At 66.6% G+C, this 12,645-nt stretch carries 10 protein-coding genes and 1 tRNA gene; 2 read left to right on the forward strand and 9 right to left on the reverse strand.

Features of this window, described 5'->3' with window-relative positions:
- Window positions 1-227: 227 nt before the first annotated feature.
- Both F6S87_RS08330 and F6S87_RS08335 read right to left on the reverse strand, forming a co-directional pair.
- Window positions 228-1,274 carry an ABC transporter substrate-binding protein gene (locus F6S87_RS08330; RefSeq protein ID WP_163228207.1) on the reverse strand — a complete coding sequence of 349 codons (1,047 nt, stop codon included), beginning with the start codon at window positions 1,272-1,274 and terminating at the stop codon, window positions 228-230.
- Between the two features lie 18 nt (window positions 1,275-1,292).
- The gene (locus tag F6S87_RS08335; RefSeq protein WP_163228208.1) at window positions 1,293-2,039 is read right to left on the reverse strand and encodes an ABC transporter permease; all 747 of its coding nucleotides are present in this window, start codon (window positions 2,037-2,039) and stop codon (window positions 1,293-1,295) included.
- Between the two features lie 412 nt (window positions 2,040-2,451).
- Here F6S87_RS08335 and F6S87_RS08340 point away from each other — a divergent pair, with 412 nt between their 5' ends.
- Entirely contained in the window at window positions 2,452-2,916 is a 465-nt protein-coding gene (locus F6S87_RS08340; protein WP_163228209.1) for an RrF2 family transcriptional regulator, read from the forward strand.
- On the opposite strand, the gene F6S87_RS08345 is transcribed toward F6S87_RS08340, so the two are convergent.
- The 6 genes from F6S87_RS08345 to F6S87_RS08370 form a co-directional block, all read right to left on the reverse strand.
- Complete coding sequence (locus F6S87_RS08345; RefSeq protein WP_163228210.1) at window positions 2,917-3,708, reverse strand: isoprenyl transferase; 792 nt, start codon at window positions 3,706-3,708, stop codon at window positions 2,917-2,919. It lies immediately after the preceding gene.
- A gap of 436 nt (window positions 3,709-4,144) precedes the next feature.
- On the reverse strand, window positions 4,145-4,993 hold the full coding sequence (gene recO / locus F6S87_RS08350) for a DNA repair protein RecO (protein ID WP_163228211.1): 849 nt from the start codon (window positions 4,991-4,993) through the stop codon (window positions 4,145-4,147).
- A gap of 207 nt (window positions 4,994-5,200) precedes the next feature.
- A complete protein-coding gene (locus F6S87_RS08355; RefSeq protein WP_163228231.1) occupies window positions 5,201-6,826 on the reverse strand; it encodes an alpha/beta hydrolase family protein in 1,626 nt (541 codons plus the stop codon).
- Window positions 6,827-7,019: 193 nt separating this feature from the next.
- On the reverse strand, window positions 7,020-8,213 hold the full coding sequence (gene ispG, locus F6S87_RS08360) for a flavodoxin-dependent (E)-4-hydroxy-3-methylbut-2-enyl-diphosphate synthase (RefSeq protein WP_163228212.1): 1,194 nt from the start codon (window positions 8,211-8,213) through the stop codon (window positions 7,020-7,022).
- 214 nt (window positions 8,214-8,427) lie between these two features.
- Window positions 8,428-9,612, reverse strand: coding sequence for a 1-deoxy-D-xylulose-5-phosphate reductoisomerase (dxr, locus tag F6S87_RS08365; RefSeq protein WP_331270785.1), 1,185 nt, complete (start codon window positions 9,610-9,612; stop codon window positions 8,428-8,430).
- Window positions 9,609-11,756 carry a DivIVA domain-containing protein gene (locus F6S87_RS08370; RefSeq protein WP_163228213.1) on the reverse strand — a complete coding sequence of 716 codons (2,148 nt, stop codon included), beginning with the start codon at window positions 11,754-11,756 and terminating at the stop codon, window positions 9,609-9,611. The genes dxr and F6S87_RS08370 overlap by 4 nt, the downstream gene beginning before the upstream one ends.
- 167 nt (window positions 11,757-11,923) lie before the next feature.
- On the opposite strand from F6S87_RS08370, the gene F6S87_RS08375 reads away from it, so the two are divergent.
- Window positions 11,924-11,997 (forward strand) — tRNA-Val (locus F6S87_RS08375).
- A gap of 83 nt (window positions 11,998-12,080) precedes the next feature.
- On the opposite strand, the gene F6S87_RS08380 is transcribed toward F6S87_RS08375, so the two are convergent.
- Window positions 12,081-12,503: a DUF3052 domain-containing protein gene (locus F6S87_RS08380; RefSeq protein ID WP_163228214.1), complete on the reverse strand. Its 423-nt coding sequence runs from the start codon at window positions 12,501-12,503 to the stop codon at window positions 12,081-12,083.
- Window positions 12,504-12,645: the final 142 nt, after the last annotated feature.

Consider the following 12,645-nt stretch of genomic DNA (forward strand, 5'->3'; position numbering starts at 1 on the left):
CCGGCCCGGCGCCCCCCGCCGCCGGCCCCCCCCGCCCCCCCCGCGCCCCCCCCCCCCCCCCGCCGCGGCCCCCCCCCCCCCCCCCCGGCCGCCCCCCCCCGCCGCCCGCCCCCCCCCCCCCCCCCGCGGGCCCCCCCCCCCCCCCCCCCCCCCCCCCCCCACTCCTGCTTCCGTCGGCGCGGCCGCCAGACCGCGAGTAATTCGCGGGCGGCCGCGAAATACTCGCGCTACTTCACGAACTCGTTCGTGCTCATGTCGGTTGACTGCGGCGCCGTCGTCAGCACGGTGCCGTTGGCGTCTTCGTAGGCGCCGGCGGCGGCGAGGAAGTCGAAGTATTCCTGCGTGCTCTTGGTGTCGACGGTGCCGAGCGTGAACGAGCCGTCCTTGACCGCCGAAACGTCACCCCAGTAGTTGCCGTCGACGATGACCTGCATGCTCTTCTTGACGAGGTCGATGTCGAGGTCGGCTTCCGGCGCGGCCTTGACGAGCAGCTCGGCGGCCTCGTCGGGGTGTTCGTAGGCGTACATGTAGCCTTTCTGCGTCGCCGTCACGAACTTCTGCACGAGTTCGGGGTCGTTCTGCACGGTGGAGTCGGCGGTGATGATGCCGATCGAGTCGGCGTTGCCGGGCACGCCGTAGTCCTGCTCGGCGAAGCAGTTGAGCGTCGGGCCGTAGAGGTCGGCCTCGACGCCTTCCCACGTCGAGTAGAAGCCGCCGAAGTCGGCGCGGCCGCTCGTCAGCGCCTGGAACGTCGACGTGCCGACGGTCACCTTGTCGTAGTCGCCGGTGCCGCCGTCGGTCTGGATCATCTTCTTGACGACGGCGTCGCTTTCGGACGACCCGAACGTCGCGAACGTCTTGCCGTCGAAGTCCTTCGGCCGCGTGATCGACGTGTTCGACGCGAGCGCGCACCAGATCGCGCTCGGCTCCTGCTGGACCTGCATGACCATCTCGAGGTCGCCGCCCTGCGCGTCGAACATGCTGACGTTGGTCAGCGTCGACAGCGCGAAGTCGGCGACGCCGGTGCTGACGGCCTGCTCGCCGCCGGCGGTCGAGACGGCGACGATGTCGACGTCGAGCCCCTCGTCCCGGTAATAGCCAAGCTGGTCGGCAACATAGACGCCGATATGGTTGGTGTCCGGCGTCCAGTAATTCATGAAGGTCACCTTCGTGAGCCCGTCGTCGCTACTACTGGACGATCCGCACGCCGTCAGTCCGAGTCCGAGACCGACTGCCGCGACCGCCGCGACGGCCGTCTTGATGAAACGATTCATGCGAGTATTTCCCTTCTCTCAGAACTGGTCGGCATCCGGATCGTCGTTCTCTCCGGGGCGCCCCAACAGCACCCGCTCGCACAGCTGCACGAGTCCGAGCAGCACGGCCGTCATCAGCACGATCATCACCGTCGCCGCGAAGATCAGCGGCGTGCGGAACGAGTTGTATGCGGCCTGCAGCCAGATGCCCAACCCCTTGCGGGCCCCCAGATATTCCGCCGTCGCGGCCGTCGCGAACACGTACGCCGCGGAGACGCGGATGCCGCCGAAGATCTCGCGACCGGCGACGCGCAATTTCACGTGCCACAGCGTCCACGCCCGGCTTGCGCCGCAGGTCAGAGCGACGTCGGCGTAGTACTGCGGGACAGCCTTGAGTCCACGCACCGTCTGCACGACGATCGGGAAGATCGCGAAGATCGCGACGATGACGACCTTGCCGGCCGGCTCGAAGCCGAACCAGATGAGGAACAGCGGCGCCACGGTGATGAGCGGCAATGTCTGCGCGGCGGCAACCAGCGGGTAGACGGCGGCGTTGGCCGTGCGGGACGAATAGAGCCACACCCCGCACAGCACGCCGAGCACGACGGCGACGAGGAATCCGAAAAAGCCCTCGACCAGCGTCGTCCACGTCGCCGGTCCGAGCGACGGCCACGTGCGCACGATCGCCGCGACGACATCGGTCGGCGACGCCAGTACCGTCGACGGCAGGTGTCCCCACATGACGGCCAGCTGCCAGACCACGAGGATGACGACGACGGTCACCATCGTCGGCCAATGACCGCTCCACCAGGACTGGCGCCTCTTTTGGGTGTCATGAATCCGGTCTGTCGGTTCGGGTTTGCGACATCCAAAAGAAGAGGCCGGGCCGGAAGATGTGCGGGAATCGTCGGAACCGCGGGAATCGTTCGAAACAATCTGTGGAGAGTGGGCGACGCCCGCCATCGCACACCTTACTTTCTGCGCGGACGGCCGCGCCGACGGGCCGTGCGCGAAACCAGCAAGGTGAGGAGTCTGTGCGCCGCGACCAGAAACTGTCTTCAATTACGGAAGGTCATCCTACCCCGACCCGGCAACCGCACAAGAATCCCCCGGAAGGAGATCGGGGAGACAAGCGAAGCGACGTCGACTCGAGAGGTCGACGTCGTCGCCAACCAGCTTGTCGAGGTGATGCGTGCCATTGAAAGCGAACACCAGCATTGAGCAGGCCATCTGCGCCGTCATCATGATCGCGCTGCAGGAGGGCCACCGGCCGGTGTCCGGCACGACTCTCGCCGGCTGGCTCGAAATCTCCGAATCGTACCTGATGAAGACGATGCGCAAGCTCGCCGTCGCCGGGATCGTGGACAGCCATGTCCAGCGCGGCGGCGGCTACACGCTTGCGCGGCCGCTCGACGAGATCGGCGTCGGCGACGTCGTCGCGGCCGTCGGCGGCGAGCCAACCGTCACGACGACCGGCCTGCCGGAGCGGATCTTTCCCGACGGCGAGCATACGGCCAGCGTCGTCGGACTATTGAACGATTCGTTCGCCGCGGCCGGTCGCGACTATCTCGAGGCGCTGAACCGTCTCAGCCTGGCCGACCTGGTCCGCTCCGACGCTGTCGCCGACGGTGCCGTCGACTGGGCGAGCCGGCTGGACACATGACTACTTCTTCACGCCGCCGAATCGCCTGTCGCGGTGAATGTAGTCGTCGATCGCGCGCCACAGGACGTTGCGGCCGCAGTCGGGGAAAAGTTCGGGAACGAAGTCGAGCTCGGCGTAGGCGGCTTCCCACGGCAGGAAGTTGCTGGTGCGCTGTTCGCCGGACGTGCGGATGACGAGGTCGCAGTCGGGGATGTCCGGGTTGTAGAGATGGTCGGCGATCATCTTCTCGGTGACGCGGTCGCCGGAAATCTTGCCGTCGCGCACTTCCTTCGCGATGGCGGCGCAGGCGTCGGCGATCTCGGCGCGGCCGCCGTAGTTGATGCAGAACACGACGTCGATCGTCTTGTTGTGCTTTGTCTTCTCCATCGCGACCTCGAGCTCGTCGATGACCGACTTCCACAGCTTCGGACGGCGACCCGACCAGCGTACGCGCACGCCCCACTCGTTCATCTGGTCCACGCGGCGGTGGATGATGTCGCGGCTGAAGCCCATCAGGAAGCGCACTTCCTGCGGCGAGCGCTTCCAGTTCTCGGTGGAGAATGTGTACAGGCTCAGGTAGCGCACGCCGGCTTCGATCGCGCCGGCGATCGTGTCGAAGACGACCGGTTCGGCGGCCTTGTGTCCCTCGGTGCGGATCAGGCCGCGCTGCTGCGCCCAGCGGCCGTTGCCGTCCATGATGACGCCGACGTGCTTCGGGACGGCGTTCTTCGGAAAGTCGGGAATGATGGACGGGTCGGAAAACGGCGCCGCCGGGACGTCGAGCGACGTCGTATCCACATTGTCAAAAGCCATGATTCCCAATGTATCAGCGGGCTGGAATCTTGGGGACGATTCATCCCGGGAAGAGCAGGCCGCTTCTTCCAGTTTCCCTTTCCAACTGGAAACAAGATCATGTCCCCGGCAACCTTCCCGGCACTTTTCTTCCAGTTCGAGAACGCAACTGGAAGGAACATCACGAAATGAGAACCGAACACGTGACCTTATCTCCAGCTCGGCGGCCCAACTGGAAGAAAGGTCACGTTTCCTGCCCTGCGCGCGACACCTTCCTTCCAGCCCGGTCGGCCAACTGGAAGAAAGGTCACGTTTCCAAACCCGCGAGCGATACCTTCCTTCCAGTTCATACGGCAAATTGGAAGGAGCAACACGTCTTCGGGCCTCTTGACGATACTTTCCTTCCAGTTTCCGCTACGAACTGGAAGCCGAATGCGGGCGAGAAATAATCAAGGGGCTAGCCGAGGACGCGCATGGAGCGCAGGGGACGCTCGAGGACGGCTTCGGCCCAGTCCTCGACGATGGTGACGGTTTGCGGGTCGAGGGTGCTGACGGGAGCGGCAATGCCATTACCGCCGGCTAACTCGGGGCTGGTGGCCGCAGGGCTAGTGGCCGCGGTGGTGATGACCGCGGAGCCGGTCGCCGCGGAAGCGTCGGTGGGAATGGCGGCTCCGCCCAGGCGGTCGAGCAGGTCCCAGTCGCCTTCGAGCAGCGCGCGCAGTTCGCGCAGGACTTCGGCGGAGACGTGGCGAGCATCGGGCGTGTGGTCGGCGAAGCACATCGCGCCGCCGGATCGCGCCGAGAAGAAATCGAGCCGCTCCGCTCCCCCACACACCACGCACCGGTCGATCAGCGGCGTCCAGCCGGCGGCCGCGAGCGCCCGCATGACATAGGACAGCGCGATCGCGCGCGAATCGTGCCGATGTTTCGCCAGCGCGTTGAGCGCGCCGATGACGAGCCGGTACTGTGCCGGCGCGGGTTCCTTTTCCGCGGCGACGAGGTCATTCGCCGTCTCGACGACGGTGCTGGCGGCGGTGAACGCGTCGTAGTCGGCGGTGATCGGGCCGCCGTACTGCGCGATCGTGACGGCCTGGCTGACCGTCTCGAACGTGCGGCCCTCGGCGAGCAGCAGGTCGGCGCGCATGAACGGCTCGAGCCGTCCGCCGAACCGCGACTTCGTGCGCCGCACGCCCTTCGCGACGGCGCGCACCTTGCCGTGGCGTTGCGTGAGGATGGTGACGATTCGGTCCGCCTCGCCGAGCTTGACGGTCTTGAGGACGATTCCCTCGTCGCGATATACAGCCATGCCTGCCAGCGTACTCCGTCGGTTTGCTTGCGTTCCAGCGGGGGACTCCCACCGAGTCGCGGCTACGCCGCTCCTCGACTCCCTCTGAAGAGGGAGTTCGGCTTCCGCCGCTTCGCGCTCGCGCTCAGCGACCCCCTGAAGAGGGAGTTTGGCTTCCACTGCTTCGCGCTCCGCGCTCGGCGACTCCCTCTCGGGAGGGAGTTCGGACTAGTACACGAACAATCCCCAGAAGGCGAAGAAGAGCAGGATCATGAACATCGCGGCGACAGTGATCCAGAAGACGACGCGGCCGAAGCGGCGGGTGGCGAGGACGGGCCGGCGACCGGTGACGATTTCCTCGACGGCGCCCTTGCGCACCGGCCACTGGACGAGGCCGCGCATCGACGCCGCCTCGATCATCCGCGAGAACGTCAGCGACCACGCCCAGACGACGAGGACGCAGGCGACCTGGATGACCGGCCAGCTCCAGTACATGACGCCGGGGCTGTCGGTCGGCGCGTCGCCCCATGCGAGCTTGACGACGCCCATGATGACGTCGCCGAGGCCGGCGCAGAACAGCACGAACGCCGCCATCGTGATGACCGACAGCGTGAACAGCGCCTTGCCGAAGCCGTTCCGGTAGCCGAGTGGCGAGCCGCGGCGGCGGCAGCGGTTGACGATCATCCACACGAGCGCGACCAGCCAGACGACGATCGCGGCGACGAGCGTCAGCACCATCAGCGCGAGGATGACGACGAGGACGACTGTCATCGCCGGGTGCGACGACAGGTCGGTCGGCACGGCGATCGACTGGTAGAGGTTGGTGCCGGCGATCTTCGGGCTTGTCTGCGTCAGTCCCTTCGTCGTGCCGCCGATCCACGAGATGACGTCGTTGACGTAGTCGTCGGCGAACGGCGTGCCTTCGTTCGCCTCGTCGCCGAGGCGCAGCACGTGGTTGGCGACCGGATAGCTGCGGATCGTCACGTCGTAGTTGCCGGCTTCGTGGGCGTTCTTCAGGATTTCCTTGGCGCCCTGCACCTGCGCCGTCATGACGTCCTTGGATCCGTAGGCGACGAGCGTCGGCACCGAGTAGGCGGTCGGGTTGAGCGTGTCGAGGTCGATGTTCGTCAGGCCGAACATCGCCGTGTCGAGCGAGAAGATGCGGCGGACGATCGACTGGTAGCCGTCGTGGGCGCCGACGAGCGCGAAGTCCTGCGCGGCGAGGAAACCGAGCGCCACGCGCGGCGAGAAGACCATCGGGCTCAGCAGCACCTGGAACGCGATGTCGGGATCCTGCTCGAGCAGGTAGGACGCGATCCACGTGCTCTCCGACGTCGCGTAGATGCCGACGTCCGAATCGTCGACGTTGTCCATGTCGCGCAACATGTCGATGACCTCGTCATAGGCGGTCGCCGATCCGGGATAGTCGCGGGTGGCGTCATTCGTCGACCAGACCGGCTTGTCGAGGACGGCGGTGACGAAGCCGGCGGAGGCCATGTCGTAGGCCATGTCGCCGAACGAGTTATCGCACGTGCCGTAGCCGGCGCCGTGCATGAAGACGATGCCGGGCAGGTTGTTGCCGGCGCCGACGGGTTCGCGGATCAGCACGTTGATGTCCTGGACGTCGCCGGTGGACGGCTCGACGGCGTGCAGCACCTCGTAGTGCTGCTCGACCTGGTATTCGCCCTTCGTGCCGAGCTCGTCGCCGCCCGTCGTGTCGAACGTGACGGCGGTATTGGCGGACAGCGTCTCCATCGTCTGGCCGGTCGGCTCGTAGTTCCACGCGGTTCTCGTGTTCGCGGACACCGAGATCAGGATCGCCATCAGGATGATGAAGATCGGCAGCCCGACCATGATCCGCTTGACGCGGCTCCACGGCACCGCCGGCGTCTGCCCGCCCGCCTCGGGGGCTCCCTCGTCATTCTTCTTCCGGCGTAGATTCACGGGAAAATATTGTAACGATTCGCACGAACAAAGGCCTTCCCGATGTCACAAACCCGGGCCGGAAGCCCGGGTTTGTGACATCGGGAAGGCCAACGGGAAGAGGCTACTTGCCTTCCGTCACCGGGATCACGACGGGACCGGTGGCCAGGGCTGTGGCGGACGAATCGTTCGACGTGTCCATCGTGGCGGCGATCTCGTTGGCGTAGCGGAGCAGCGTCTCGACGATCTGGTCTTCCTTCACGGTCTCGACGACCTTGCCCTTGATGAAGATCTGGCCCTTGCCGTTGCCGGAGGCGACGCCGAGGTCGGCTTCGCGCGCCTCGCCCGGGCCGTTGACAATGCAGCCCATGACGGCGACGCGGATCGGCGCCGTAATGCCCTTGAGACCGTCGGTGACGGCGTTGGCAAGCTGGATGACGTCGACCTGCGAGCGGCCACAGCTCGGGCACGAGATGATGTCGAACTTGCGTTCGCGCAGGCCGAGGTACTCGAGGATCTTGCAGCCGACCTTGACTTCCTCGACCGGCGGCGCCGACAGCGAGACGCGGATCGTGTCGCCGATGCCCTCGGCGAGCAGCGCGCCGAACGCGACGCACGACTTGATCGTGCCCTGCCACGCCGGACCGGCCTCGGTGACGCCAAGATGCAGCGGCCAGTCGCCCTTCGACGCGAGCAGCCGGTACGTCTCGACCATCGTGACCGGATCGTGGTGCTTGACCGAGATCTTGAAGTCGCGGAACCCGACGTCCTCGAACATCCTCGCTTCCTTCAGCGCGGAAGCGACGAGGGCTTCCGGCGTCGGGCCGCCGTACTGTTCGTAGAGTTCCTTGTCGAGCGAACCGGCGTTGACGCCGATGCGCAGCGAGATCCCGGCGTCCTCGGCGGCGCGGCAGATCGACGGGCCGACTTCGGAGAACTTGCGGATGTTGCCGGGGTTGACGCGCACGGCCGCACAGCCGGCGTCGATCGCCTGGAAGACGTACTTGCTCTGGAAATGGATGTCGGCGATGACCGGGATCGGCGACTTCGCGACGATCTGCGGCAGCGCGTCGGCGTCCTCCTGGTTCGGCACGGCCACGCGCACGATGTCGCAGCCGGCCGCCGTCAGCTCGGCGATCTGCTGCAGCGTGGCGCCGACGTCGGCCGTCTTCGTGTTCGTCATCGACTGGACGGAAATCGGCGCGCCGCCGCCGACCGGCACCGGCCCGACCATGATGCGTCGCGATACTCGCCGCGGATGCAGCGGCGTCTCGGAAATGGCGGCCTCTCCGGTCTTGCGGAACGGCTTGTCAGTCATGGTAAACGATTCTTCCTTCTCGGTGTCTAATCCAAACAAAAACAATCCCCTCCCTGGAGGGGATCGAAAATGCGCAGCATTTTCGAGGGGAGTTCGCAAGTCGGCTGGCAGGTTCCGTTATCCGTAACAGGTAACGTCCCAGCCCGGTACGGAACTCCCACCGAAAACGCTTCGCGTTTTCGACTCCCTCCAGGGAGGGAGTCTGTAATGACGCTTACTTCTTCGCGATGAGCTCGTCGGCGCGGCGGCGGGCTTCGGTCTCGACGTCGGTCACTTCGGCGACATTCTCGAATTCGGGACGGTCGCGCAGTTCGGCATCCATTTCCTCGAGGACCTCGGCGACGGTGTCGACGATGCCGAGGTACGACAGCTTGCCGTCGAGGAATGCGTGGACGGCCTGCTCGTTGGCCGCGTTGAGGACGGCCGTGTGCTTCTCGGACGCCTTGAGGCACTGGCGCGCGAGGTCGACGGCCGGGAACGCCTCGTTGTCGAGCGGCTCGAACGTCCATTCGGTGGCGTGGCTCCAGTCGCACCCCATCGCGACGTCGGCCATGCGGTCCGGCGAGGACAGGCCGAGCGCGATCGGCAGCCGCATGTCGGGCGGCGACGCCTGGCAGATCGTCGCGCCGTCGCGGAACTCGACCATCGAGTGGACGATCGACTGCGGATGGACGGTGACGACGATGCGGTCCGGCTCGATGTCGAACAGGCGGCTCGCCTCGATGACCTCAAGGCCCTTGTTCATCATCGTCGACGAGTTGATCGTGACGACCGGGCCCATGCTCCACGTCGGATGGTTGAGCGCCTGCTCGGTCGTGATGTCGACAAGTTCGGCGCGCTTGCGACCGCGGAACGGGCCGCCGGACGCCGTGACGACAAGCCGGGAGACTTCGCGGTGGCGGCCGGCGCGCAGCGACTGCCAGATCGCCGAGTGTTCGGAGTCGACGGGGTTGATCTGCGCGTCGCGCACCTGCGCGCTGAACAGCAGGTGGCCGCCGGCGACGACGGACTCCTTGTTGGCGAGGGCCAGCTGGGAGCCGGCCTTCAGCGCGGCGATCGACGGTTCGAGGCCGATCGAGCCGGTGATGCCGTTGAGCACCACCGAGGCGCCCGATGCGGCCAGCGCGCAGACTTCGTCGTGGCCGGCACGGACCTGCGTGTTCGTGGCCCCGGCGGCCTGCAGCGCGGCGCGCAGCGGCTCGACGGCGGACGGATCGTTCACGACGACGACCGGCACGGCGAACCTGGCGGCCTGCCGGGCGAGCAGCTCGACATGCGCGCCGCCGGCGGCAAGGCCGGTGACGGCGAAGCGGCGCGGATGACGGCCGATGACGTCGAGCGCCTGCGTGCCGATCGAGCCGGTGGAACCGAGGATGACGACGGAGGAATGGTTGATCACAACGTCGCCTTTCCGTTCGCGGAGTTCGAGCCGTCCGCGGACTGGTCGTCGTCATCGTCGCCGAACGACGGGAACGAGAGATCGGGAATGTCGACGTCGAGGCGGTGGCTCTTCACCGACGCGAATGACGTCGCCGAGTCGGCGTCGCCGGACTTGACGGCGGCGTGGCGGCCGGTCGTGACGGCCGACGGCGCGTCGGTCATGTCGTCGGTGCGGCGGAACGGCGGCAGGTCGGGAATCGAGACACTGTCGAGCGACGGCAGCGGCGGCAGCTGGTAGTTCGACGTCGTTTCGTAGGCCGACGACGTCGGCGACGGCGTCTTGCCGATCGATTCGGCCATGCTGGCCAGCGCGGCCAAGTGGCTGTTCTGCTGCGACGATCCTTCCGGCTTGGCGGCCGGCGCGAAGCTCGGCGGCACGTCGGACGATCCGGCCGACGAGGCGCTGTCCGAAGCCGGCGACGTGGTCGGCGTCGGGGAAGCCGACGAGGAGGCCGAGGCGGACGGGAACGTCGAGAACGGCGAAACCGACGGGGTTGACGACGATGCCGAGGACGTGAACGTCGGGGACGACGCGGACGTCGATGGCACGGACGACGTGGATGACGCTGACGATGCCGAAGCCGACGGGAACGTCGAGAACGGCGAGACCGACGGCGTCGTGGAGGCCGTCGACAATGTCGAGGCGGTCGACGAAGCCGGCGCGAACGACGGCGCGGGGGCGGCCGAAGACGAGGAGGAAGCGGATGGCGAGGCCGAGTCGGTGTGCGATGCGCCGGTGTGCTGGACGGCGGCGTTCGTCGCGGCCGTGCCGCTCGGATAGATCGTGCGCGGAGCCGGCGTGATGTGCGGAATGTCGGCGATGCCGGGCTTGTGCGGTTCGTCCGGCGACGGCGCGGAGGCGGCGGCCGGGATGCCGTCGACGTCGGCGCCGAGCAGCGAGCTGGCGGACGACGAAGACGTCGCCGGCGAGGACGTCGCCGGGGAGTTCGAAACCGTGGACGACGGGGCGGCGTGCGAGGCGCCGGAGGCCGGCGCGAAGCTCGGCGGCACGTCGGCGCCGAACGGGTTGTAGGCGGCGGTCTGCGCGTCGGGGCCAGCATGGTCCGGTTCGTCGGACACGGCGGAGGCCGCGGTCGTCGCGGCCAGGCCGGCGAGGCCGGCATAGCCGGTTTCGGCCGAATCGCCGGACAGCGCGGCAGCGTCGGCGGTGCCGGTGGCAGTCGTGCCGTAGGCCTGCGTGGCCGGGGTCGCGGACTGGTCGAAGATGGCCTGTTCGGCGCGCGAGACATCGTCGAACGAATCGTTGCCGTTCGCGCCGGCGTAGGCCTGCGTCGCCTGCAGCGACGCCGAATCGTACGAGCTCGGTGAGCCGGCGGCGAGGCCGGACTGGCCGGCGACGACGTTGGCCGCGTCGAACAGCGGCTGCGTGGCCGGCGACTGCGAGACGGCCGGATTCGCGACCATCGGCGCGGCGACGGTCGTCTCGGCGCCTTCGTAGTCGGCGATGCGGTCGTACGATTCGAGGCGGCTCAGCAGCGCCACGCAGGCGTTGAGGAAGTAGTCGACCTGCCGCTCGTCGTAGCCCTTCTTGCCCTTGCGCTGCGTGAAGACGGTGTTTGCGACGGCCGAGCTCGTGACGTCCTCGAGCGCCTCGGCATCGTCCGGATCGACGTCGATGCCGGCGGCGATCTTCAGGTCCAGGCCGGCCTTCTCGATGATGTTGTCGACGACGGTGTCCACCTGCTTGCGGTCGTACGACGGCGCCTTGCCCTCCCCCGGGGCGAAGCGCTCGCGTTCGGCGCGGTTGGCGTGCGCGGCGAGCTCGCGGTAGAGCTGGTCGGCCTGCGCCTTCCATGCCACGCGGCCGGAACGCTGGATGTCGCGGGCCGTCTGCTTGTCGACGACGGCGCGCTCGAGCCGCTCGAGCGTGGCGTCGACCTGGGAGATGACGTAGCCGCCCTTGCGCAGGTCGAACGAGACGTTCTGGATGACGCCCTGCGTGAGGTCCGGATCGTCGTTGTCGTAGCGGGCGTGCGTCTGCTCGAGGAACTCGTCCACCTGCCTGGGATCATAGCCCCACTTGCGCTTCTTCTCCCGCGCAATGCGGGATGCGCCGTTGTCGGATTGCTGACCCTGCGCCATAAGCTACCATCCTCCCTAAGGCTTCGCGTATACGCTCCAGATTACGTGATTCATACGACTCTGGGAAATCATTTGAGTACCGACACGCATGATAACGCCGATTTTTTGGCGACGGCACAAGAGCGCCCCGAAAACGTCCAACAATCATGTAAAGTGGTGCGGTGCACGGGCGATTAGCTCAGTTGGTTAGAGCGCCACCTTTACACGGTGGATGTCAGGGGTTCGAGTCCCTTATCGCCCACCCTACTTGTTCATGACATGACAAGGGAAGACAAAACGCCCCGGCAATGGTCATTGCCGGGGCGAATCGTTTCAAGAATCCAATCAGTCGGCGCGACCCTTGCCAAAGGCGCGCAGGTGGATGCCGTTCCAGTCAGCGCTCACGGTGAACGGCGTCGAGGCGTTCATGCCGGCCGTCTTCGCGGCGGACTGGATCGTCGTCGAGCTGGCGGCCCCCTCGCGGCCCGGCTTCGGCGTCAGCACCCAAAGCGGTCCGTCCTGGCCGAGCACGGCATACGCGTCGACGATCGTGTCGGACAGGCCGTCTTCGTCGTCGCCGTCGCGCCACCAGATGATGACGCCGTCGACGGCGCCGTCATAGTCTTCGTCGACGAGCTCTTCGCCCGTCAGGTTCTCGATCTTCTCCCGGATAGAATCGTCCACGTCGTCGTCCCACAGCCACTCCTGGACAATGTCGCCTGCGTGGAAGCCGAACTCTTCGGCCTTGTTAGATGCTGTCTGATTCACAATTCCCGAATATACCAAGAAACCTAAACAGGGACAGTCCGGTTTCGAATTTCGTCAATTCATCTCAGAAAAGCCCGATGTCACGAACCCGGGCTCCCGGCCCGGGTTCGTGACATCCGAAAACAGCGGGGAGAAAAACGGG

Source organism: Bifidobacterium choloepi (assembly GCF_010667615.1).
GTDB lineage: Bacteria > Actinomycetota > Actinomycetes > Actinomycetales > Bifidobacteriaceae > Bifidobacterium > Bifidobacterium choloepi.